This is a genomic window from Pedobacter ginsengiterrae (assembly GCF_039537385.1).
GTDB lineage: Bacteria > Bacteroidota > Bacteroidia > Sphingobacteriales > Sphingobacteriaceae > Pedobacter > Pedobacter ginsengiterrae.
Window position 1 is genome coordinate 377762 of sequence record NZ_BAABAK010000001.1, and the last position, 26181, is coordinate 403942.

General features: G+C 37.3%; 18 protein-coding genes. 1 reads left to right on the forward strand and 17 read right to left on the reverse strand.

All coding sequences use genetic code 11. The annotated features are described in order from the left end of the window. Positions 1-9 precede the first annotated feature (9 nt). Positions 10-1710 (forward strand): sodium:solute symporter family transporter, encoded by a 1701-nt coding sequence (locus ABD692_RS01495; RefSeq protein WP_344764361.1) that lies wholly within the window; start codon positions 10-12, stop codon positions 1708-1710. Positions 1711-1807: 97 nt separating this feature from the next. On the opposite strand, the gene ABD692_RS01500 is transcribed toward ABD692_RS01495, so the two are convergent. The 17 genes from ABD692_RS01500 to ABD692_RS01580 form a co-directional block, all read right to left on the reverse strand. Further along, positions 1808-2827, reverse strand: a complete 1020-nt coding sequence (locus tag ABD692_RS01500; RefSeq protein ID WP_344764363.1) for a zinc-binding alcohol dehydrogenase family protein — start codon at positions 2825-2827, stop codon at positions 1808-1810. Positions 2828-2952: 125 nt separating this feature from the next. Continuing rightward, entirely contained in the window at positions 2953-3741 is a 789-nt protein-coding gene (locus ABD692_RS01505; protein ID WP_344764365.1) for an L-fucose dehydrogenase, read from the reverse strand. A gap of 144 nt (positions 3742-3885) precedes the next feature. Next, a complete protein-coding gene (locus ABD692_RS01510; RefSeq protein ID WP_344764367.1) occupies positions 3886-6132 on the reverse strand; it encodes a DUF5703 domain-containing protein in 2247 nt (748 codons plus the stop codon). 112 nt (positions 6133-6244) lie between these two features. After that, positions 6245-7684 carry a sialate O-acetylesterase gene (locus ABD692_RS01515; protein WP_344764369.1) on the reverse strand — a complete coding sequence of 480 codons (1440 nt, stop codon included), beginning with the start codon at positions 7682-7684 and terminating at the stop codon, positions 6245-6247. Then, positions 7665-8960: a bile acid:sodium symporter family protein gene (locus ABD692_RS01520; protein WP_344764371.1), complete on the reverse strand. Its 1296-nt coding sequence runs from the start codon at positions 8958-8960 to the stop codon at positions 7665-7667. The genes ABD692_RS01515 and ABD692_RS01520 overlap by 20 nt, the downstream gene beginning before the upstream one ends. A 6-nt stretch (positions 8961-8966) precedes the next feature. Continuing rightward, positions 8967-9629 (reverse strand): aspartate/glutamate racemase family protein, encoded by a 663-nt coding sequence (locus ABD692_RS01525; protein WP_316758185.1) that lies wholly within the window; start codon positions 9627-9629, stop codon positions 8967-8969. 19 nt (positions 9630-9648) lie between these two features. After that, positions 9649-11049: a four-carbon acid sugar kinase family protein gene (locus ABD692_RS01530; RefSeq protein WP_344764372.1), complete on the reverse strand. Its 1401-nt coding sequence runs from the start codon at positions 11047-11049 to the stop codon at positions 9649-9651. Position 11050: 1 nt separating this feature from the next. Further along, the gene (locus ABD692_RS01535) at positions 11051-12295 is read right to left on the reverse strand and encodes a ribulose-bisphosphate carboxylase large subunit family protein (protein WP_344764374.1); all 1245 of its coding nucleotides are present in this window, start codon (positions 12293-12295) and stop codon (positions 11051-11053) included. 2 nt (positions 12296-12297) lie between these two features. Further along, positions 12298-14319, reverse strand: coding sequence for an aceric acid hydrolase (locus ABD692_RS01540; protein WP_344764375.1), 2022 nt, complete (start codon positions 14317-14319; stop codon positions 12298-12300). A 3-nt stretch (positions 14320-14322) separates the two neighbouring features. Beyond that, positions 14323-17748 (reverse strand): glycosyl hydrolase, encoded by a 3426-nt coding sequence (locus tag ABD692_RS01545; protein ID WP_344764377.1) that lies wholly within the window; start codon positions 17746-17748, stop codon positions 14323-14325. A 52-nt stretch (positions 17749-17800) separates the two neighbouring features. Further along, positions 17801-19093 (reverse strand): L-fucose:H+ symporter permease, encoded by a 1293-nt coding sequence (gene fucP / locus ABD692_RS01550; protein ID WP_316758175.1) that lies wholly within the window; start codon positions 19091-19093, stop codon positions 17801-17803. 101 nt (positions 19094-19194) lie between these two features. After that, positions 19195-19635, reverse strand: coding sequence for a MaoC/PaaZ C-terminal domain-containing protein (locus tag ABD692_RS01555; RefSeq protein WP_010603407.1), 441 nt, complete (start codon positions 19633-19635; stop codon positions 19195-19197). 260 nt (positions 19636-19895) lie between these two features. After that, a complete protein-coding gene (locus tag ABD692_RS01560; RefSeq protein ID WP_344764380.1) occupies positions 19896-20987 on the reverse strand; it encodes a Gfo/Idh/MocA family protein in 1092 nt (363 codons plus the stop codon). Then, positions 20984-22222 (reverse strand): extracellular solute-binding protein, encoded by a 1239-nt coding sequence (locus ABD692_RS01565; protein WP_344764381.1) that lies wholly within the window; start codon positions 22220-22222, stop codon positions 20984-20986. Before ABD692_RS01565 ends, ABD692_RS01560 begins: the two co-directional genes overlap by 4 nt. Next, entirely contained in the window at positions 22215-23378 is a 1164-nt protein-coding gene (locus ABD692_RS01570) for a CaiB/BaiF CoA transferase family protein (RefSeq protein WP_344764382.1), read from the reverse strand. The genes ABD692_RS01565 and ABD692_RS01570 overlap by 8 nt, the downstream gene beginning before the upstream one ends. 418 nt (positions 23379-23796) lie before the next feature. Next, positions 23797-24948, reverse strand: coding sequence for a CaiB/BaiF CoA transferase family protein (locus ABD692_RS01575; RefSeq protein ID WP_344764384.1), 1152 nt, complete (start codon positions 24946-24948; stop codon positions 23797-23799). Beyond that, the gene (locus tag ABD692_RS01580; RefSeq protein WP_344764386.1) at positions 24945-26105 is read right to left on the reverse strand and encodes an ABC transporter substrate-binding protein; all 1161 of its coding nucleotides are present in this window, start codon (positions 26103-26105) and stop codon (positions 24945-24947) included. The genes ABD692_RS01575 and ABD692_RS01580 overlap by 4 nt, the downstream gene beginning before the upstream one ends. Positions 26106-26181: the final 76 nt, after the last annotated feature.

The following is a 26181-nucleotide window of genomic DNA, read 5'->3' on the forward strand; positions in this document are numbered from 1 at the left end:
AACCAAATTATGAATAATTTTTCGACGGTCGATTACGCCGTTTTTATCTTTTACTTTATCCTAATCTCCAGTTATGGATTTTGGATATACAGTAAAAAGAAAAATAAAGCTACATCGGGAAGTCACGACTTCTTTCTTGCCGAAGGCTCTTTAACGTGGTGGGCCATTGGTGCCTCACTTATTGCGTCGAACATTTCTGCCGAACAATTTATTGGCATGAGTGGTCAGGGTTTTCAGGTGGGTATGGCGGTTGCAGCTTACGAATGGGTTGCCGCAATTGCATTAATTATTGTTGCAGTTTGGTTTATTCCAGTTTATCTGAAGAATAAAATCTTTACAATGCCTCAATTTTTGCAAACGAGGTATAATGAAACCGTGAGCTTGATTATGGCCATTTTCTGGTTATTCTTATACATTTTTGTAAACCTTACCTCGATTTTATACTTAGGTTCGATTGCCATTAGCAGCATGATAGACCCTGCATATTTTAAATATATAGTTATCGGTTTAGCTGCATTTTCTTTAATTATTACGCTTGGCGGAATGAAGGTAATTGGCTTTACAGATGTAATTCAGGTTATTGTTTTAATTGCTGGCGGTTTGGTTACCACTTACATTGCCTTAACTATGGTAAGTGATCACTTTGGTTTAGGTAAAGATGCTATTGCAGGTTTTAAAATGCTGATGAAAGATTCTCCAGATCATTTTAAAATGATTTTAGACAAACCAACAGCAAACTCATCGCAAGAATATGTAAATAAATATTTAGCGCTTCCTGGTATTGCCATGTATTTTGCTGGTCAATGGATTGTGAATTTAAACTATTGGGGTTGCAACCAATACATTACACAAAGAGCGTTGGGTGCGGATTTAAAAACAGCCAGAACAGGTATTTTATTTGCAGGATTTTTAAAATTAGGTATGCCAATTATTGTAATGTTACCTGGTATTGCAGCTTATGTTTTACACAGAAATGGTGCATTGCAGCATGAAATGGCTCCAGATGGTAAAGTAATCGCAGATAACGCATACTCTGCGGTATTAACTTTTTTACCTAACGGATTAAAAGGTTTATCATTAGCAGCTTTAACGGCAGCCATTGTTGCCTCTTTAGCTGGTAAAGCAAATAGTATTTCTACCATTTGGACATTAGACATTTATAAAAAATACATAAATAAAAATGCAGACGAGAAAAAGTTAGTTGTTATTGGTCGCTTAAGCATTTTAGTGGCAATTGTAATGTCGGTAATTTTAACCTGGGATGATTTATTAGGTATAGGTGGCGAAGGTGGATTTACCTTTATCCAAAAATATACAGGCTTTATTAGCCCTGGTGTATTTGCAATGTTTCTTTTAGGGATGTTTTGGAAGCGTACTACAGGTACCGCAGCAATTGCAGGCTTAGTTACTGGATTCTTGCTTTCAGTAGTTTTTAATAATTATGCACCGATATGGTTCGGTCACGAAAACTTTTTATACACGGCTTATCTAAACAAAGATGGTGTTTATGAAATTCCATTCTTAATCTGTATGGGCTTATCGTTCTTATTTACCATGATTGTAATGGTTGGATTAAGTTTATTAGGTCCTAAAGTAAATCCTAAAGCATTCGAATTAGATAAATCGATGTTTAAAGTTGCGCCATCTACACTTGTGTTGATTGTTGTAACCTTACTCTTAATTACACTCATTTATGTTAAGTTTTGGTAGCTTGTGATTAAAATAAAAAAGGGCAATTTCTTCGTCAGAAATTGCCCTTTTTTATATATCCCAAAAGATGCTAAAATAAATCTACCAAAAAGAAAAACTAATCCTCCATCTTAACCATCGCTTTAATTACACCATTTTTCGGATCTAACCAGCTTTCGAAGTTATCTTTCACTTTATCAAAATCTACCTTGTGGGTAATGTAAGTTGTAGGTTTTACTAAACCAGCTTTCATTGATTTAATTACATGCTCGAAATCTTCGATATTGGCATTTCTACTGCTCATTAAAGTCGATTCTCTTTTGTGAAACTCTGGATGATTAAATATTAAATCACCTTTTTGAAGGCCAATCAATACAAATCTTGCGCCATGAGCCATGTAGTTAATGGCATTGTTTATTGCTTTTTGATTTCCAGTTGCATCGATTACAACTGTTGGCATATCGCCATTTGTAATTTCACTTAATTGCTCGGTAACATCTGTAGATAAAGCATTTATGATATGCGCTACGCCTAATTTTTCTTTACAGAAAGCTAAACGGTCGTCGTTAATATCTAAGGCAATTACGTGTCCACCAGCAATTCTTGCGAATTCCATTGTACCTAAACCAATCGGACCAGCACCTATTATTAATACAAACTCACCTGGCTGAATATCAGCTCTGCGAACACCATGAGCGCCGATAGCTAAAGGTTCTACTAAAGCTAATTCATCGTAACTTAAACCTTCACCATGCAAAAGTGTTCTAGATGGAACTTGCAAATACTCACGCATTCCGCCATCGACATGAACGCCGCAAACTTGCATTTTTACGCAACAATTGGGCTTATTCATTCGGCAGGCAATACATTCGCCACAATTAAAATATGGAATGAATGTTACAGCCTCTCCTATTGAAAAACCATCAGCACCATCGGCTTCAACTAATTCGCCAGAAAGCTCATGACCTAAAACTCTTGGATAATTAAAGAAAGGTTGCGTGCCTTCGAAGGCATGTAAATCCGTTCCGCAAATGCCAATTCTTTTAATTTTCATAATGGCGTGGTCTTTTTTCAATTCAGGTTTATCAGTTTCTGAGTATTCAAAAGTTCCAGGTGTTGTACAGGTAAGGGTTTTCATTTTTTATCGTTTTTGTCAGCTTGATTTTTTTGATCATTGCGAGGCATGAAGCAATCTCCTTAGTTAAGTAAAAGGAGATTTCTTCCTGCCTCACCATCACGACAGCAGATTAAAGATTTACTAATTTATGCGTTTGCTAAAGCTCTATCTAAGTGAACATAACCACCATCAACATGGATAATTTGTCCTGTGGTATGGCTTGATTTATCAGACATTAAAAAAACCGTCATATTTGCAATTTCTTCAGCCGTAGTCATTCTGTTTTCCAACGGAATTTTTGAAGTTATTTCATCTAATTTGGCTTGAGCATCTGGTAAAGTTTCAATCCATGTTTCGTAAGCTGGTGTCCAGCATTCGGCTACAACCACTGCGTTTACACGAATTCCATATTTTAAAAGCTCAACTGCCCATTCGCGGGTTAAAGCATTTCGTCCTCCATTTGCCGCCGCATAGGCTGAAGTATTTCCTTGTCCTGTTTCCGCTGTTTTTGAAGTGATGTTTACAATTGCACCTTTACTTTTAATTAATTCTGGCAAAGCATGATGTGCCATTAAATAGTAATGCACTACATTTTTATGCAACGAAGCCATGAAATCTTCATAGTTTCCACTTTCTAAACCTACACCGTCGTTTACACCTGCATTGTTCACCAAACCATCAATCCTACCGAATTGGTTTATAATTTCAGCGACTACTTTTTTGCAATCATCAGGATTGGATAATTCTGCTACAAACTGAGCTGCCTTACCACCTTGTTCCTCAATTGCATCAACCACTTTCTGGTTATCGTTGGCTTTTCTTCCTACAATAACTGCAACAGCGTTTTCTTTTGCAAAAACCTCTGCTATGCTTCTACCAATGCCTTTTGCAGCGCCAGTAATTATGATAACCTTTTCTTTTAAATTTAAATCCATTTCAAAATATTTTTATTCTTTATCAATTCGTCTTCCTGCTCCCAAAGGGGATAAAAGATGCTAACCTTGCAGAGTTTTATTTCAATTCAATATCACAGATATGAGCACCAATTAGCAACATGTCCCTTTTTATCTGTGGTTAATTTATTTAATCATATTCATTACATCTGCCTTTCTTGATTCTGGCAATACTTTTAAATCTATTAATTTCCCATCTTTTAATGTTCCCTCAACCGTAGTTTGATAAGGTGCATGCAGTTTGAAATGCACATTCCAATCTTTTGGCCATGCAGGGAAAAGAAAAATTTTCTTCCCATCCACCTGCATTAACATTTCCTGTAAGCCAATCATTCCAGAACCGCCCCAATTATGATCAGGTGTCCAATCGAAACCTGGCCCCCAAAATGCTGGAAATCTTCTACGTGAATCTTTTAATTTATCTGTTGTTAATTTTGCAGCATCTTCTGTTAAACCCAATCTAGCGGCAAAAATATTATCTTGTTTCCAACCTACATAACTTCTAAATTTAAGCACATCAGTATCATATTTAAAAGTATTAATTGCAGTATCTAGTCCTGGCTTTCCAAGGCCATAAATCCCCCATGGATAAACTGGGTACAACTGCGGACTTTCGGTATTATTAATCCGTTCCCATAATTTTGCAGGTGCAATTGTTGGTTTGCCATCAAAATTTCTAAAGCTAATTGATGGAATGGTTTTTAACATTTCAGTCCATTCTGTTTTCTTTTTTTGAGATAGATTAGGTTGTTCAATCAATCTTTCTAAAACCGTTTTTAAGGCAGCAATTGTAGATGTAGAATTATAAGCCATTTTATAAGTTTCAGCGCCAGAACCTGGATATAAAACCAAATGACCATCTGCATCTAATGCTTTTGCACTGCGTTGCTTGGCTAAATATGTATAATGCTCTTTAAAAAAAGTAAGTGAACTTTCAATCAAAGGAAGATATTTTTCAATGTTTCGGTTGTCGTATCTTTCGGTTTCCAAAATCATCATACAAAATTCTAAAACCGTGTCCCACTCATATTCTAGCCAGGCATTATATTCCATGCCTTTGTTAAAATCAGCAGGTCGTTTCCAACCATATTCAGCAGGATTTGGTAAGCCAAAGTTTTCTAACTGTTCGGTGAAACTTGCACCTTTATGGCCCCAAGCAGCTTCCGTTCTAACTTCAGCATTTTTTAGTAAATCGAGATAGAAATCAAATTGAGGCTTCATCATATCGAAATCGCCACTTTTAAGCATTGGCCAATAAACCAAACGTTGATTTTGCGCTGTATGAGTTCCACCACCCCAGTTTCTAAAATCTGGTGTGTATTTTAAGGAAGAATCAGTTAATTGTGGATCGTAAGTAAATAAGCCACCGTTAAACTTTGTAGGATATTTACCAAAAGCGTTGCAACCCAACATGTAGCGAAACAACTGATAGTTTGTAGCTGATTGATCGGCAGCTTTATCATCAGAATTGATGTATATAAAGCTCTTCTTCCAGTAATCATTCCACCATTTTATACTGGCTTTTTGATTTGATTTTCTTTTTGATAGATTAGTTTCTCTTTCCCAATCTGCTACTGTTGCTGCTTTTCTCGTATTTAAACTTATCGTTATGTTTTGTGATCGTGATGGCGATTTGCTTTTTAAAGCCCATGCTTTAAATGGTGTATTAAGATAAATGCCTGTGTAGTTTCCAGCCGAAGCCATATTATCGCCTTGCATTAAACCGCCAAAAATTAGATTATTTAAAGGATTGAATAAATCTGATTTTCTGTCTTCTAAACCTTGTTGTTTCACAGCCACATCAAAAACGGTTTCTGTTTTATTTTGGTGGTAAAACTGAATACCATTATTTTTAAAAGCGATTTCATCTTTTAAAGTTTTCACAACACCTTGTGGTGCCCATTTATAAGAATTCTGGTTATTTTCTTTGCCTTTCGTAATTCGGTCTTCAAAACGCCAGGTTTCATAACTTGCTTCAGTTATAATTTTTTGACTTGAATTGATATCGATATGAATAACTGGATTGAAAACATCAACCCATACTTTAATTAGCGTATTTAATTCACCATTTGAACCGCTGATTTGTGCAAAACCATCTTTTAAAATCAACTCTTGCTTAAATGTTTTGCCTTCGAACGGATTTGGGCTAAGTTTTAGTTTTACCCTACCCAACTTCAATAGCGTATTGTTTTCGTCAAAAGTGCCGCTTTTTGATAAATAAAAATAAACTTCTCCTTTTTCTACCCAAAGATTTAAGCCGATATCACCGCCACCAACTGGCATCGATTCAGATGAATTTTGGCTCTGGCTAGTCCACACAACGTTTTCTTGTGCTTGAGTTGTTGTGATAAACCATAAAGACAAAAAGGACACAACAAAGATATTAGTATTAAAAAAAGTCGACCATCTGAGACAACCAAGGATATCTAAGTTCTTGTTGTAAGTAATATGTGTCTTTGTGGTAAAAATCATTATTCTATTCTTTCTAATTATCCCAGTTATCAGTTCTAAATGATGAAACTGGCAAGCCTTCATTTCCAAATAAATCACCAACAATAAAATCATTAAATGCGTAACGAACCGCAACTGGATTTTTTACTTGCTCTGAAGAAACATTAATACTGCTGCCTTTTATTACTGCTTTTGCAGGATAAAATTTCTTATCAGCGCCAGCAATTTCGAATAAAGATAATTCTTTACTAAATGAAGTTAAGCCATTTGGTACATCTTTAAATTTAACGACGGCTTCATTTTTTTCAATCGTAATCGATTCATAAAGCGGACTGGTTGCGCTAAATCCTTTTATGCCATAAGTTTTGGCCAATGCTAAATAAGCCAATCGTTCGCCACCTTGTTTTTTCTTTGAAGGATGAATCATATTTTCCTCGCCAATATCCATCAAAACAGCCATCGCCGAATTTGATATTTTAGATAATGATTTGCGTTGTGCATCTCTCAAAAATGCAGAATTGTATTTTCCACCTTTATGAAATGGTGCTAACTGAGCATAATTGTATGGTGCAATTTGTGCATAATAAAAAGGAAATTCACCATTATCCCAATTCTTTCTCCAGCTTGAAACCATCGCAGGAAATAAGCTCTCGTATTGGTCGGGGCGCTCGTAATTAGATTCCCCTTGATACCAAATAGCACCTTTTACGCTGTAGCCAATTACTGGATAAAGCATTCCATTATATAATGTTGTTGGGGTTCGGCTTACTTCTTTTATCGAATCGCCTTTTGAAGGAATTTTTATTTCTGGAAAGGATTTTAAATCTTCTGGCGACATCCAGGCTTCGATTGAGGAACCGCTATAACTATCATTGATAATACCAACTGGAACATCTAAAATTTCGTTTAAAAGTGTACCAAAGTAATAAGCTGTTGCGCTGAAATTTGCTACAACTTCTGGCTCACTAAGTTTCCATTGTGATGGTTTGCTGTTTTCTTGTCTTTCTGTAATAGATGAACGCGGTACAGTGTATAATCTGATATTCGGATTTTTCGATTTTAAAATAGCCTCATTACTACCAATATTTGGCTGACCTTTATAACCTTTCATCGGCAATTCCATGTTCGATTGTCCGCCGCAAAACCAAACCTCGCCAATTAATATGTCAGATAAAATCAATTTCTCTCCATCATTAAATTCGATGTTGTAAGGTCCTCCAGCTGAAGGTGTAGCAACTTTAACCTTCCATTTGCCTTTTTGGTCTGTTGTAATCGAATAGTTTTCTTTATTCCAAGAAGTGATTATTTTTACTTTGACTGATGGTTTTGCCCAACCCCAAATGGCCACATTACTTTGTTGTTGTAACACCATGTGGTCGGTAAAAATAGATGCAGGTTTAACCGTTGCATTTGCAGCAATAGCAAATACGATTAGTCCAAAAGTTAATATTTTTTTAAGAAATTTTACGTTCATTTTCTTCTTCTTTTAATGCTTTTCTTCTCCAATAATTAGCTAAGATTGAGCCCGAAATATTCATCCATGGACTAAAAACCGCTGCCGCTAAACCAACTGTACCCAATTTACCCATTCCACCTGCTAAGCCCGATGCCATTCCTCCGTTTTGCAAACCAACTTCAAAAGCAACTGTTCTGGCAGATTTTTTATCCAAACCAAATACACGACTGAGGATGTAGCCAAATAAATAACCAGCGCCATTATGAATAACCGAGGCTAAAAACAACAGAAAGCCGACTTTTAATAAATTATCTCTTCCAGCAGCGGTTGTTACCGTTGTAAAATACACAATGCCAAACATAGATACATAAGGCATTAAATCGTCGAGCGTTTTAATTTTCAACGTAATTAGGTGATATAAAATTCCGACCAAAAATGCGCCTGTAAAAAAGCTAAAAATCTCTACAGAATGCATGGCATCTTCAGGTAATTTTTGCTCCAAACTATTCCAAAGCCCAAATGGAAGTGCTAATAACCATACTATGCAAAAAACAGCGATCACCTTAACAACCTTTACGCCCTTCGGAGTTGCTCTTTTTAAATAATCATGAATTAACGCAGCACCAATCGGAACGATAACGATTTTAATGATTTCCATCATCATGTTAATGAATTTGATTTCAATTAGAGTTCCAGCCAGCAACTTCATTAACAATGGCGTCATAATGGGCGCTACTAATGTTGCTATCGCCGTTACTGCAACCGATAAAACCAAATTTGCCCTCGCTATGTAAACCATTACATTCGAAGCCAAGCCACTAGAACAAGAACCAATTAAAATTATGCCTGCAGCAATTTCGGTTTCAAAATGGAACACTTTAACCAACAATAAACCCATTAAAGGCATAATTGAGAAATGACAAAGTAATCCGATGAGCACGCCTTTGCCACTATTTGCCAAACCTGCAAAATCTTTTAAGCCCATTTGTATGCCCATACCGAACATTACAAACTGCACAACCACCAAAATAAGCCATTTATTCCTTAAATCTACGCTGCCCCATTTTAAAAATGCCGATGGATAAATCATACCTGCAACAACCGCAGTAATGATCCACGCGGTGTATTGATAGTTTTTCAAACTTTCTAAAGCACCAATACCAATGGCTAAACTTACCGCTAAGATTAAAGCTGCAGGTTGCCAGAGCGTTTGATTAGACACAAACAAACCTGCAAGTAAAACCAAAAAGGCGATACCTCCTACATATAAAAACAGCTTACGAATGTTTTTCATAGCCGTTTATTTTATAAGTTCGGCAATGTGCTGTATGGCCAAAGCAGGACTAGCTAATATTGGAATACGTTTTTCTGATTCCTGCAAACCATCCACCACACGCGACATAGATGCTTGCGCCAATACAATCACATCAACTTCTGTTGAGAGTTGCCTTAAAGCCGCTGCAACCATTTCATCATGCTTTTCAGGATTTCCACCCATTAGTGCCTCAAAAGCACCTTCGCACAATTTAGAAGTTAATTCAATTTCTTTTCCAGCAGCCGCTGCTCTACGCTTCACCAAATCACTTGTTGGGCCTAATGTGGTTGGTAAAGTTGCAATAACACCAATTTTTTTTCCCGTTTGTACTGCTAAATCTGCCATTGGTTGATCAACTCTTAAAACAGGAACGCCAGTTAACTCTGCGGCAGCTTCTACAGCCGAACCAATAGACGAGCAGGTTACTAAAATATAATCGGCACCAGCCAAAGCAGCCGAACCTACATGGTCTACCACTCTTCTTGCTGTTAACTTCGTTAATTCGTTACGCGTAATTACGTCTTTTATCAAGCTATCATCAACAATATTAAAAACGTTAACATTAGGCAAATGCGTTGCACATAACTGTTGAAAAACAGGAACTAATGTTGCAGAAGTATGAACAAGTCCAAGGGTTTTAGTTTTCATATTTGGTTTTTTACTGAGTTTATTTTATGTTAATTATATCTTTCGAGGCCTGAACAAAAAAATCTTGTTTTCCTACCTGACCACCTTTAAAAACAACGTGTAAATTATTTATATCTGAATTTGTTGAATGCACTTTGCATAGCGGAGCGCCTGCGGTTAACGGCGAAATCATCTCCATTGCTTCAATTCCCATCGCTCGTGCAGCATAACTTGATGTATCTCCTCCTGCAATAACAAGCCTTTCTAAATTGGTTTTTTCTGCAACTTTTTTAGCGATTTCGCCAAGCACTCGACCGTAAACAATTGATGCAGTTGATTTATTCAATTCATTGTTATTAAATATTTTATCGGATTCAACGACTCTTAAATCATCATTACCCAAACTGGTATGTATCAAAACATTTTTACCATCAGAAATAAATTTTACAACTTGCTCAACATAGATTGAAATAAGGTTTTCGTCGATATCAGAATCTGATGAAAATCGATTAGCAAAAGCAACAGTATCTATTGCGATTTCAGCAAAACCATTATCCAAAGCATATTTAATTTGCGATGAAGTTACTGGAGAACAGCTACCAGAAATAACCAGAATCGGTTTTGAACATTTGATATTTCCCCAACCGAGTTTATCCTTAACAATGCCTTTTTCTTTCCAGTATGAACCTAAAGCCATTTCTATTCCTGATGAGCCGACCGAAAACACGATATGATCCTGTTTAGAAGACTGCGCTATTATTTCTCCAATTGGAATTAAGTCCTCTGCCTTTAAAGCATCAAAAAGAACGATTTCATGATCACCAAAATCTACATCGAAATGCTTTTCATCATAGTGATGAAGAGCTGTAATGTTAAAAAGCCCTATCTTTTTATTGGTTTGTTTGCCCAAATGCAGGCGTAAGTCACTTTCATCAGCAGGTGTAACTGGATGTTTACTCATAGATGGATGCCTGTCTAAACGATAAATATCACCATCGCTTCCAATTCCCATCCTGGCAAATAAATTACCAAACAAACAATATCTTCCTAAAGCTGGCGCTGCTACTAACAATGGGACGTAAGTTCCTTTAAAAACGGATTGGGCAACATCTATAGCTTTTCCAATGCTTCCAATAGTTGGCGATGAATCAAAAGTTGAGCAGACTTTATAATGAACGTGCTGTGGTTTGAGCTCTTTCAATGCCTCAAATGTTGGCAAAAGCTCAGCTTCCATTTTAACTGGCGATAAAGCCCTGCTTACACCCGCCACACCGATGGCTTGCAAATCGGCATAGTTTAATAACTGCTCTTTTGTTGGAACATCAATAAATAAAACCGTTTTAACGCCTGCTTTACAGAGAAACTCCAGGGCATCAGTAGAGCCTGTAAAATCATCGCCATAAAAGGCCATTAATAAGCGGTTATTTTCTTTGTTCTCCATCTTATTTTTTCCCGAAAACGGAAACTGATTGATTAAATTCTGAATATTTTTTTGCCGTATCTTCCACAGATAAACCATCTACAGCCCCTTGCCATGCTTGTTGTAAAGCAATAACTCCACCAGCAGGACCACTTGGATGCGCCATTATACCTCCACCTGCCATATACAACAAATCGACGGTTTTAGTCCTTCTATAGGTTTCTACAGCTTGCCCGCCCCACTGACCAGAGGAAACAACTGGTAATACTGAGAAGCCCCTTAAAAACGGCTTTAAGCAAGATTCAATTGAAGTCACCACAGAATCATCAGATTCCCAGAATTTGTTTTGAATACCATTAACATGGATTTGGTCTACACCTGCCAAACGCCATAATTTTTGATAAGCAGGAAATTCAATCCCCAAAAGCGGATGTCTGTTTATCATTCCCCAACCATTTCTGTGTCCATGAATGGCCAGTTCACGGTTATCGCAGATCTTTTTAACACCAGCCAATCCAACACTATTTAAGCTTATCATTGCTGATGTCCCGCCGCTTTTAACAATCTTCTCGTAGTTGCGTTGCATTTGGTCAATCTCGTCGCTCAGGTTAAAAGCATACATCACTTTTTTACCAGTTTTATCAGCATGAGCATTAATTACATTCATAATTGCATCTACCCGTTTATCAAAAGGAGAATTTGCCGACGAACCTAACAATTCATCATCTTTGATAAAATCGATTCCAGCTTCTACTAACGTTTTCACCAATTCGGCTGTTTGTTCAGGGCTCATTCCAATACTAGGTTTAATGATTGTACCAATCAAAGGTCGTCCTTCAACATTGGTCAATTTTCTACATCCGCTAATTCCAAATTGTGGACCTTTAAATACATTAGCATAAGAATCTGGAAAATCAATATCCATTAATTTTAAGCCTGTAAATTGCGTTAATTCATATAAATTGCCTTGTAAAGTTGAAATAAGTACTGGCAAATTGTAGCCAAAATTTTCTATCGACCAGGAAACTTTTATAATTGCTCTTTGATAAATTCCAGGTTTTAATTTAACGCTTGGAATAGATGGCTCCGTTGAACTTTCTAATTTTTCAATTGACTCTACCCTTGCTGCAAATCTTGCTTTCAGCTCTTCCGTCTCTCCTGGAACAGCAATAAAAGTTCCTGAAGATTGTTCGCCCGCTAAAACCAGCGCCGATTTTTCTAAATCAAGCGGTGTTTCAATGTAATATGTTGCTGTAATTCTTTCCATTTTTATTTACTTACAGGTACCCAAACCGACATTTCTGAATGACCGCGATTGCCCCATGCAAAATAAGGCACTAGTTTAATTTCAGCTTCCTTACTGCTGTTATTAACTGGACGATACAACACGTTTTTCCAGCTATTTGGTTCTACAATTTTTGCATTCCCAACCAAACTCATCATATCAGCGCCATCGATGTTAATTGGTTTTGCTTCAAATTTTGTAGTTGTTGGTATAAAGGCATTGAAAATACTTTTACCTGGCAAATCAGTCGATTCCAAACAATATACAATCGGTCCACGCTTAACGGCAATTTGATTTCTATTTTCTTCAACCAAGGGATTTGCCTCAATCAAAGTTGCTTCCATTGGAAGATTCAATTCGATTACATCGCCTTTTTTCCAAACCCTGTTTATTTCTGCATATGTTCCCGAAATCGCTTTAATATTTTCTGGCTTTCCATTAATGCTGATTTGAGCATTTTGAGTCCAGGCTGGGATTCTAAGAAAAACCGAATAGGCTTTATTTCCAATCTCTTTTACAGAGATTTTAATCTTACCATCCCAAGGATAATTGGTTTCTTCTGATAAAGAAATTTTACTTCCATCAGCTAATTTAGTAGTTAAGTTATTACCACCATATAAATTGAACCACAATCCTTTATCAGAAACACTATATGCGTAATCACTAACCTCTGCAATGGTTCTGACTACATTTGGCGGACAACAATTTGATAAACCAATGTAAGGCACTCTATCTTTCGACCAACGCTGTTTGAAAGGTAAATCATCAGATTGAGCCAGCGGATTGGTATATAAAAAGTTCTTTCCGTCAAGGCTAATTCCAGATAAAACACTGTTATGCAAAGCCAGTTCCATTACATCAGCGTACTTGGCATCGCCAGTAATTTGTAGCATTCTCCAGTTCCAAAGTACGTTACCGATGTTGGCGCAAGTTTCATTATGTGCGGTAAAGTTTGGCAATTGAAAATCGCGACCAAATGCCTGATGAATTTTCTGAACATCGGCAGGATTATACGAAGTTCCATCAGGAGAGGTCCCATCATAAAGAGAACCGCAACCACCTGTGATGTACATTTTATGCTGATTTACATCATCCCACATCAAATTCAAAGTATTTAAAAGCGAGTCTTTTCCCGTTTCGGCATATAAATCAGCAACGCCTGCATAGAGATAATTGGCTCGTACTGCGTGACCCATTGCTTTCGTTTGTTTTAAAAATGGAATTCTGTCCTGATTATCATCCGTTCCATCATCAATTTTACCTTTAATCGCGATTAAATGATTGGCTAGTTCTAAATAACGAGGATCGTTGGTGGTGCGATACATTTCTACAACGCCCATATAATGCGATGGACAAATCGCGTTTCTAGCCAATGTTGGCGATGCTGATTTGTAAAAATTATACAAATAATCTGTTGCTTTCTTGGCGATATTGAGCAAAGTCGTTTTGCCTGTTGCCCTATAATGAACGCAACCAGCGGTCATTAAATGACCAATATTATAAGATTCAAAACTTAATCTGTCTTGAAATTGATTATTTGAACCCGTTTTACGTTGTTCAATCATAGCCTTGGTGTAGATATACCCATCCTCACGCTGCGATTTTCCAATTACAACGATGGCCTTATCCATCATCTCATTCAGCTTTGGATTTTTAGTTGAGGCATATAAACTGGCTACGGCCTCTAAGGTTTTATAATAATCTCCATCATGAAATGAAGGGCCAGAATGTGAGCCCGTATCTAATCCAGCAGCAATTTCAAAGTTTTTAAAGGCATGACTAATTTTTGGGTCGTTGTAAATTGCCCACATATTTGGCACCATGGTTTCAGTCGCAACCTTAAACCGATCGGCCCAAAAACCCTTAGTCCAGGTTACATCACTCATGTTTACGCTATGCAGCTTAGCATATTTACTTTTCGAAGTATTAACAAGCGCCTTATCTTGTGCGTTTACGCATAACGATGACAGACAAATAGCAAGCAAACCAATATTAAATCTTTTCATATTCTATTTCTCCTCCAACTGTATTACAACTGGTCCAAATAAACCAGCTGCATTTAAAGGCTTTCCTTCCAACCTGAAAGGAGCCGTTGTTTTTGTAAGTCTTTTATTTTCAGGTAATCTACTATCGCCAATTAAACGATTAGCCCAGGTATTCACGACCTCTATCGTAATTTTATTTTCGCCTTTTTTGATGGCTTTGCTAATATCCAATCTATGCGGAGCTGTCCATAAAGTCCCACAACTAATGCCATTAATTTTAACTTCGGCCATACTCGAAAACCCACCCAAATCAATGCAGGCATTTTTTATATCTCCATTGTAAATGAAACCTTTTGAATAGATAGCGGTTCCAGAATAATATTTAATTAAACTATCTGAATGTTTAGTCCAATCGATTAGTTTATTAAAAATAACAGCCTTAGATGGGCCACCGTAGGCTGCATCGAATTGAACTTGCCAGTCTTTAGAGATATCCAAAATGGATTTAAACTTATTGGAATTTGGTCCAGCTTGTAGCTGAGTTAAATCTGTTTTCTCATTAAATATTACGAGCACTGAGCCATTTGCTGGTAATTTAAAATTGAAATAAGTCCTTCCATCTTTAATCGACCAGCTTTTTAAAGCGAGTGTATCATTGGTTACCGAATTATAGATTTTTGGCACCCTTCCATTTATCCTAAATGAAAAATTAAATTCTCTTTGTTTAGCTTCCTGATTTGATATGAAGTAAATATCTGAATCGCTAGTTTTTCTATGAGTGAACGTTATATTTTTCGTTGGCGGAATTACGGAGCTCAATAACATTCTCGATGTTTGAATTTCAGTTATATCTAAATCCTTTTCCAACCCCAAACTATTGAAATCGTTCCCCTCAAAAGGTGCTCTATAAATTTGCCCTAAACCGAGTTTTTTTATATAGATCGGTTTGCCACCACTTTTAAATGAATCAAAATTACCACCCCAAATCTCTTCAACCAAATCATCAAATTTTGATGACTTAATTTGCTTTAAACCAGATTGGTATAATGGTTTATCTGCAACAATTACTTTAGCACCTTTTTTTACAAGTTCAGAAAGCTTTTTAACCGCATCGAAACTCATGTATTGATAATTTGGGTTCATTTTCATCGCCCCTGGAATTACCAAAATTTTATAAGCTGCACCACTTTCAAACACAACTTCGCCATTTTTAACAGTGGCTGTACTTAATACATCGGGATTAAAACTATCGTAAGCATAACCTCGCAGTGGATTAACCCAGTTTTCAGGATCGGCCATGTTTGCTGAGTGCGTAACACCTGCAGGAATTTGCCTTAATGGTTCGCCAACATTGGCCAAACGTTTCTTTTCAGATTGTACTACATCTTCGCCAAAAATACCAGGTAAAGTTTCAACCAATCGATCTGGTAAAACCGAACGACGAGGCAATTCTTCGCCCGTAAAAACGGTAATATCAACAACTGGTTTTCCCTGCTGCAATAAGTTTTGTGTTCGCTCTGCGTAATCAACCCATGCTTTCCCAAGCTTCCACCAGGTTTGGTCACGTTGAAAATATAAACCCACTCCATCTAATGTTACACCAGGTTTTCTATCTGTAAAAGGATTTTGAACGAAAACGTGATACACCAACTTGTTAATTCCCAATGTATAATTTCTATCCTGCAAGGTTTTCATATTTGCTGGACTTTCATTCCAATCCATGCGAACAGTAGTAAAAGCTTCTGCCTGAATAATGTTTTTGCCGTAAATATGTGCACCTGAAATGGCATCCAACATATCATTTGGTTTATCGTGTGTCGGGCTATTTAACCAAAATTCACCCATCGGAACATCAACCATTTTATAATGCATTAAACCATCACTCATCATGGTTGGGGCGATACTTTCAGCTGTAAAAGTTACGCCTTGCTCTTTTGCTAACTTCGCCAAGGTTTTGTAAAACTGGTCGACAACCAACTCAGAAATTGTTTTTCTAACATCGTATAAGAAACCTTCAGACACTTGTGCGCTTTCTACAGGCAAGCCAGTCATTATAGGCAGATAAGGTGTTAAATCATAACCTCTGCGTTTTAAAAATTCGGCCTTAAACAAAGGCGACCAGTTCTGACTGCCGCATTCCCAGCTATCGACATGGAAAGCGCTTAACACTTTCTTTGCAATTTCGGGTCCGCCGTGTTTAATTGCTTCGCCATACCAACTGTTGAATTGTAATTTAACAGCTTCAGGATTAAACTTATCGCTCTCTAGTCCTTTTCCACCACCTGCCGTTGCATTGGTATGCCCTGTTGTAGTATGCCCAACCCTTAAAACCGTCCAGTTTCCTTTTGGCGCTTTCCAGTTTAATGTTCCATCTGGATTTAATTTATCCGTTAGGTTGATAATTTTATTTAATGGAACACATAGATTTTTAGCGATTTGCTCATCTGTACTTCTTTTACTTATTCTCCAAACTGAACCATTCTTGCCTTCGAACTGATTAATTTGTGCCTCTGAAGATAATTCGAGATTAACCAACTTTAAAGATGGTTTCCACTTTGCGGCATCTAAATCTTCTGCCCCTGGTTCAGAGTCCTTTTTATCGTAAATAAATCTAAAATACTTAGCTGTTGTAGGTTTAATAGAATGCGTTACATCTTCATCGGTATCTTGCCAGCCATGGCGTGGCGCTTCTAATCTTCCAATGGAGCGAAAGTTTTTCCCATCATCGCTCACTTCGATTGCCAGTCGTTGTGCCTGGTAATTATTTCCACTAATTTTGATGGTTACTGTACGGCAAGTAAAAGGTTTTTCAAATTCGTATTGAATGTAACAAGGTTCATTTGAACCGAAGCTTTTCTTATTTCCTAATTGAACCAATCCTGTTGCATCGGCACCGGTACTTGCTGTAATTTTAGGTACAATTGTTCGTGTCGAAATGCCATCCCCAATTGGCGATGGATAAGCATACACTGCAATATCTTTATAAAAATTTTCCTTATGTTCTGGTTTAGGTAAGTTTACTTTATTAATTGAATGATTGATATTTAACTTAGACCAAACTACTTTTTGCATAGAAAGTTCAGGTGTAATCCAAGGACCACCAGCAAGCGCAAAACCATCGCTAACATGCATTCCAATTTTAATGTTTAAACGTTTTGCTTCATCCATTGCAAACTCCACCAATTTCCACCATTCTGGCGTTAATTGAACTGCGGGTGGAGAATATACAGGCGTTTTATCAGGACCTTGAATACTCATTAAATAAGCGCCTGCAATTCCATTCGTTTTCATGGCTTCCAAATCAGCAGTAATACCTTCTTTAGATACCGCACCCTTTACCCAATACCAAAACACCCACGGTTTTGCATTTTCGCTCTGTTGCGCATTAAGCGTGAAGCTGAAAGCACTAAGCAGAAAGAAGAAGAAGAGTTTACAAAATATTGGTTTCATTGGTATTTTTTTTATCATTCTTAGGTCCGAAGCAATGACGGAAATGTGTTAATTATTTATGGGCAATTTTATAACCTCTTAATCCGAAATAGAGAATAATTAAATAACAAACTAATGGAATACTGTAACCAATTTGTATGTTATCGCCATACATATCTATTAGTGAGCCCATTCCAAAAGGTAATATGGCACCGCCTACAATCGACATAATCAACCATGAAGAGCCTGGCTTGGTATCTTCTCCAATGCCATCTATTCCTAATGCAAAAATAGTAGGGAACATAATTGACATGAAGAAACCCAAACCGCCGAGCGCATAGACGATCACTACACCACTTCCAGCAATGGCAACAATGCTCAATAAAACTGAAATGACTGCGTAGATAGCTAAAAGTTTATTTGACGCGATAAATTGTAAAAGTGCTGTACCTGCAAAACGGCCAACCGTAAATAACAATCCATAAATAGCTAAATATGATGCGGCTGTTTTCTCATCGAAACCACCACCTTGCTGCGCCATCCTGATAAAAAAGCTGGTTACACAAACCTGTGCACCAACATAGAAGAACTGAGCAATAACAGCCCACCTTAAATGCTTGTGGCGTAATGCTCCAAAAAAACTACCTTTCGCTTCGCCATCAACACTTTTCGTTTTGATTTCTGGCAAATGAATGAAATAAAATATCACCGCAATAACCAGCAAGATTATTCCAAGTGTAATGTATGGGGTTTTAACAGATGCTGCCTCTTCCAAAAAATAACTGTTTCGGCTGGCTTCTGTCATTGCTGCGAGTTCTTCTTTGGTATGTGATTTTCCTGAAAGAATAAAAAGGCCACCAATCAGTGGTGCAACCATAGCGGCTAACCCGTTAAAAGATGCAGCCAGATTTAGTCGGCTAGTGGCTTTTGAAGGATTACCTAATACTGCAGCATAAGGATTGGCAGAAGTTTCCAGCATGGTTAATCCACAACCAATGATAAAAAGTGCAATTAAAAAGGTGATATACGATAGATTATTAGCTGCAGGAACAAAAAGAAACGCACCGAAAGCAAAAGCTAACAAACCAGAAATCATAGTCGCTTTATAACCCCATTTTTTTAAAATCATACCAGCAGGTATCGCCATTAAGAAGTAAGCAAAGAAAACAGAAGTATCAATTAATGTAGATTGACTATTGCTCAGGTTACACGCTTTCTTCAAGTGCGGAATTAGAATAGAATCTAAATTATGTGCCATTCCCCAAAGAAAAAATAAGCTTACCACTAAAATAAATGGTAATAAATACTTCTTTCCTGATGATGGGTCTCCTTCGGTAACGATTTCTGGTTGTGTGTTGTGGTTCATTATATTTGGTTTATTTTGGGTTCATTAGTTCAATGGTCAATAGTTCATTGGTTAGATTAGGCATTTTGGCTAATAAACAAGTGAACCAATGAAAGATTGATCTATTTCTTCTTCACTACAAGTAAATGGTCGCACACTAAAACGACTTCTCCGTGCTGGTTAATGATTTCTACGTGTTCTGTAACCGTTCCGTATTCTGGTCTTTTGCTCTCTCCTTTTTCCGAAATCGTGATTTCTGAATGGATCGTATCGCCAATGAAAACAGGTTTTACAAAACGTAATTTGTCATAACCTTTCGACATTGCTTCCGGATTAATTTCTGATGCTGTTAAACCGATTCCAATGCTAAAAATCATGGTTCCGTGGGCAATACGTTGTTTAAAAGGTTGCGTTGCGCACCATTCGGCATCCATGTGGTGCGGAAAAAAATCGCCTGTATGACCTGCGTGAACCACAAAATCGGTTTCCGTTATCGTGCGACCTAAGGTTACACGTTTATCTTGTAATTGATAATCTTCAAAAAATGTTGATTTGAAATACATAATTTTAATTCTTTATAGCATGATATTTTGCAACCATTTATTCTTTTCATGTCTTAGCCAGACGGGCTTTTTTCTTTTAACCGCAAAAGAAACAAAACTCCCAGCTTAAAATTTTTCTCTTGAAGGCAATGCTGTGGCTTTGACAATGCATCCCGAAAAATTTGTTAGGCTGGATTTTAGCAGAACGATTTTTAGTGATTTGGCCTTTCAATTTGCAAATAGCGTGTGCACCAAAACTGTTGATTTTTAACTTTCAACTTTTAACCTTTAACTTTCAACTCAAAACCCGAAACCTTAACCCCTCCAATATCACTCGATTTGTAAGCACTTTCAACAACCGCCATTGTCTGTATCACATCTTCCACGCTGGTATGCAGCACAACATCACTTCCCTCGTTAAATCGCATTAAATTTGCCATTGTACCAATAAATGCTTCTGGAAACCACGAGCCGTCTAATTTTACCGTTTTCCATTCATGCGCTTTCCCATCTTCAACAATACAATATTCAAATACATCAGGCACACCATGAGGATAATCCATTAACAAACCTATTTTAGCAATGATTGCACCTTTTGTTCCCTCCCATTTGATATAGCTTTCCTGATGGTTTGGACCGAAATCGTGATCGTGGTTAGTGTTAATGACCGCATGCATCGTATCGCCATAATCGAATAAAATTGTTGATCGAGATGATGATAGATTCTTAGCAGGATGTTTTAAAGTTTTAGCCAAAACACTTTCTGGATTGCCCAAAAATGAACGAATCAAATCAACATAATGAATGCTGTGGTACTGAATTTCCAACCTCGGATGGATAATCACGTGAGGGAAAATTTCCCAAGGCGTTTTGATCGTCACGCGAACTTCCATATCATACAGTTCGCCGATTAAACCAAGATCAATCAAATATCTCGCAGCGCTTACAAATGGGGCAAAGCGTAATTGAAAATTTATGGCAGCTTTTAAATTCTTCTTCCTACATAGTTCCAAAATTTCATTTGCTTGTGCAAAATCATCACCCATTGGCTTTTGGATTAACACAGCACTTCCATCTGGCAATTGATTTAAAGCATCAATATATTGTGCTGGCATGGTTGTTAAATCATAAACTGCATTTTCAGGGGCATTTGCTACAGCTTCAGCAACCGTATTAAATACATTCGGGATACCAAAAGTATCGGCTAACTTTTGTGCTCTTTCCTTAGTTCTATTAACAATTCCGAAAACTTCAAAGCCTGCAATTTTATAAGCTGGCAAATGTGCATCAGCAACAATTCCTCCAGCACCAATAATAATGATGGGCTGGTTCGATTTTGGTAATTCTGGCTTATATTTTATATCAATACTCATTTATCAATTTCGTTAATTTGGTTTTGAGCAAGCTGAATAAGTTCTTCAGCTGTTGTATCCGAATTAATCGCCTGCAAAACCATTTTATCAATTATTGCTGCAATTGCAGCCCAATTTTGTTTTTGAGGAAGTGTTCTCGCCACTTCATGAAGCTGTTCTAATTTATGATAGTAAGGGATGATTTCGTTGATTTCAGCATCTTTCCATGTCGAGATTCTGCAACCAATTCCACCCTCTAAGGTGAGCTGTTTATCTTGTTCTTCAGTTAACGCGAAGCGAAGAAAATCGTATGCAATTGTTTTGTTTTTACTGCCTTTGGCGATGGTATAAAGCCAGTAAACATTTAAAGATGCGGAATTTTGACCAGTTCCCGATGGCAATAAATCAACATCAATTTTACCCTTAACTTTTGAATTCCCATCTACTTCGCACATGGCGGCAAAACCAAACCAGTTAATCATCATGGCTGCTTCGCCTTGCGAAAAAGCGATTCCTGCAGCTACAGATTCAAATTCAGAAGATTTTGGATGAACCGCAGTTTTATCGTTTACGATTGTTCGGTAAAAATTTAACCCATCAACTGCGGCTTGAGTATTGATTTGTATGTAGCCGTCTTTATCGACCAAACCTCCACCTCTGGTCCACAATTGCAAACAAAAATCAAAAACCGCGTTATGCCCATCAGGGTAACAGGCAAAAATACTTCCATATAAATTATCCGCAGGGCGATTAAAAAATTGCGCTACCTGATGGAAATCTTCCCAGGTTTTAGGAACTTCTAAAGCTTTACCGAACTGTTCCTGATAACTTGCTTTTTCCTTTTCATTATCAAATAAATCTTTTCGGTAAATGAAACATTCAGGACCATCATGAAATGGAAATCCTACTACTTCCCAACCGAAGCGTTGCAAACCCAATAGCGACTTGCTCCATCCTTTGGGAAAATCTTGTGGCTTATTTTTATTGATGAAAGGATTTAAAACTTCAAAATCCTGATTGGAATAGCCTTCCAAAATCCAATCCGTGCTAATGTGGGCGATATCGAAATCGCCATTGGCCAGGCCTTTTTGAGTGATGGTGCGATCGTAAAGTTCATGCAAATCCATCACAACCATTTCCAGTTTCAAGGTACAGCCAGAAAATTCACAGTATTTGTCCCAAAATTTCTGCATGGCAGATTCAAATGGTGCAAATTTGCGAACGGCTATTTTGAAAGTTTCTATTTGGTTATGCATTTGCAATTGTATTCTGTGTGATGAATTCTTTTATAATCTTTTCATTATCCTGCCCTAATTTTGGCGAACCTTTTGATGAAGTAAGCAACTCGCCATCAATGCGAATTGGGCATCTGGTGGTTTCATATTTGTAACCATCTACCATTTCCACTTCTTGTATCATATTCAAAACCTTGAAACCATCGTGAGCCATTAACGCATTCCAATTCAAAACATCTGCACACCAAATATCGGCTGGTTCTAATATAGAAAGCCAATTTTCGGTGGTGCTAGATAAAAGATGTTCAGCTAAAATTGCCTTAATTTCATCACGTTTATCAAATGCCTCACTTAATTCTATGTAGTCTTCCAATTTCTCGCAAGCTAATAATTTACCAAGCTGTGGAATTGAACCCATTGCCAAAGCTAAATATCCATTTTCTGTTTGATAAATACCATATGGAGCACCCAAATAAGCATTTGCATTGTTGTTTTTAGAACGTTCTGGCAATGCACCGCCGTCATTCATAAAAGTGGTAATTGTTTCAAATTGAAAATCGTAAGCCGATTCCATCATGCTCACTTGCACAAAGCCACCTTCATTTTTTATCGCTTTGCGATACAAACAAGCTAAAAGACCTTGTGCCAAATGTGCGCCAGCCAACATATCTACAATGGATAAACCCATTGCTACAGGGCCGCTATCGGCATTTCCAGTGAGCGAAGTCAAGCCTGTAACCGATTGGAGCAACAAATCCTGGCCAGGCTTATTTTTCCATTCGGTTTCCGTTCCATAGCCCGAAATTTCGCCATAAATAATTGATGGATTTAGTGCAGTAACCGATTTATAATCGAAACCCAAACGTTCCATTACACCAGGACGGAAATTGTGTATCATTACATCTGCTTTTTTGAGCAGCTCGCGAACCATTTCACAATCTTCTTCACTCTTTAAATCGACTTCAAAGCTTTCTTTATTTCTATTGATGGCATGAAAAACAGAAGATTCGCCATTCATAATCAAGTTTGAAGTGTATAACGTTCGGCAAATATCGCCCACGCCCAAACGCTCAATTTTAATTACACGGGCACCCATATCGGCTAAGCGCAAACTCGCCGATGGCCCAGAAAGAAACTGGCTGAAATCGATAATTAAATAATCTTCAAGCGGTCTCATAATTTTATTTATTTCTATAATCTTGCTGTCATTCTGAGAACAACGAAGAATCTCTAGCCGAATAGCATACTATAATTATCACACACTATTCTGTGGTTTAATTAAGTTACTTTTTCATCGCTTGCAGATTCTCCACTGCGTTCAGAATGACAACTGTTTATAAATATTTTCTAATTCAATTCTCTATTAATATAAACCAATTGTCGCTGTGAACTCTTTCCAAAGGTTTACCTATCCCATTTCACTTCAGTCAAAACGACGACAGATTTACTTCACTTTATCATCAGGCTGGTCAAGGATATTTTCTTTGACTTAATGAAATGAGGATTTTAAATCCTCAAAACAATCAATCGAGATTACAAATCTCGACTAACAACCTAGTTTAATTCAACAGGGATTACAAATCTCGACTAGCAACCTATTTTAATTCAAACTCTTTATTAATCTCTTCCGTATTAATACCTAATTTTGGTGCAGCTTTTGCCGCAAATAATTTCTCATGATCTAAGCGTATCGGACTAACCGTAGTCTTTATTTGCTTTCCATCACTCAACTCCAAATTCTGTTCAATTTGTAGTTTTTTATAAGTATTCAACTCCGTTGCAGCTTGATAATTTAATACTTCTGCACACCAAATCCCACTACTTTCTAAAAGATTAATCCAAACTTTAGTATCATCTTTCTTAAATGTTTCCGCTAAGCGAACAATCAATTTATCTCGATTCTCGAATGCCGAACCAGCTTCAACGTATAAATCACTAATGTCGCAATTAATTATTGCACAAATATTTGGAAGATTTCCCATCGCCATTGCAATATAACCATCTTTGGTTTCGTACATCCCGTAAGGTGCACTCAGATACGCATGTGCGCTACCTTTTGCTCCGCTTCTATCGGGAAGTTTCCCTCCATCGTTCAGATAAGTTGTAATCACTTCAAACTGAACATCCAAAACAGATTCTAGCAAACTAACCTCAACAAGTACACTTTTATTGGTTTTTGCTCTTTTGATTAATGCCGCCATAATGCCTTGTGCCAAATGGTTTCCGCACATAATATCAGAAACTGATAAACCAAAAGGAACTGGTCCATCGGTATCAAGACCTGATAAAAAAGTTAAACCTGAAACGGCCTGTACCAACAAATCCTGACCAGGTTTATTTCGCCAAGGTCCTTCATTGCCATAACCCGTAACCATTCCATAAATAATTTTCGGATTGATTTGCTTAACATTTTCGTAGTCTAAGCCAATTTTCTCCATCACACCTGGACGAAAATTATGTGTCATTACATCAGCTTTGCTGATGAGCTTTTTCAATTTTTCTAAATCTTCAGGATTTTTTAAATCAGCAGCATAACTTTCTTTATTGCGATTGATGGTATGAAAAAGCAAACTATCTTCATCAACAAAAAGATTTTTGATGGATAATTGGCGACAAGCATCGCCAGTATTTGGTCGTTCGATTTTGATTACACGAGCACCTAAATCAGCTAATTTCAATCCAGCGGATGGACCTGCCAAAAACTGGCAAAACTCTAAAACCAATAATCCTTCTAACGGTCTGTTCATGATAAAACCAAAGTTTTAGATTTCTTATATAATTCGTTCATTTGAGCTAAAACCTGAATTTCATCTCCGCCATCCATTAAATAATCTCGAACCACATCGCCTGCATGGTCTTGAAAATACATAGAACCATGGTAACGTGGACGAAGAAAAGCACGCTGTAAGGCGGGCAAAGTGTTTGCGAAATAATTCTGGCTCTGGCGATTTACTTCGTCGTTTTTCCAGGCGGCTAAATGCCCTGGTTGTCCGCCATTTTCGAAAAACAGTGTTGATTGACAAGCTGGAGAACCCACAAATTCTACATATTTCGCAGCAACATCCATTTCTTCGCACTTAGAAGAAATAGCCAAACCTGTTCCGCCCAAAGTGCTTCTTAAATTGGTTTTACCATCCAAAGAAATCATATCGTGAAAATGCAAAACCTTCCGGGCATAGCCATTTCTTGAATAATTTGAATAACCATAAGCAAAAGGACAATAAGCAATTTCATCCGTTATAGTCATCGCCTCATAAACCTGAATTGGGTTTCTGTTGAAGTTTGCCTTATCCATTTTAGAGGCCAGCTCACGGTACATTTTCAATACTTTAACACCTAACTCCTGCGAAACAACTTCTTCATCGTTTTGGCAAGGGTCTTCTCCTAATGAGCAACAAAGTGTATAAAAGTTCATTAAAACATCTATCGGAATACCTGCGAATGCAACTAATCGTTGATCGGCAAGTGCTAATAAATCTTCAAAATTTTTAGGTAATTGCAACCCTTTTTCTGCTAATAAATCTGGTCGAGATGCCGCCACAGGTGTTGCCGCATCAATTGGCAAGGCCCATAAATGTTCATCGTAAAAATAACTTTCATAAGATTGACCAACTGAATTTCGTTCATGATCTTTCAAATAATCATCAGAAAGGTAAAAATCCAGCGCAACAATAGATTTTGTTTTCGAGGCAAACCCTGCCCATGGATGGTCAATCACCAACAAATCAAATCGCTCTGCTAATTCCTGAATGGAAAAATCGGCAAATTGCTGCAAACTTCTTTTCTCCCAGGTAATGTTAACATTTGGGTATAATTCAGAAAATCGCTGCGCTGTTGCAACCATCGGCAAAAGCCCACGACTGTGGTTCCATGTTATTCCTTTTAAATTAATCGTCTTCTCCACTTAATTTCCTTTTTTATTTATTGCTGTCATTCTGAACGCACTGAAGAATTCCTGACCGACTAAACACAAGCTCGAT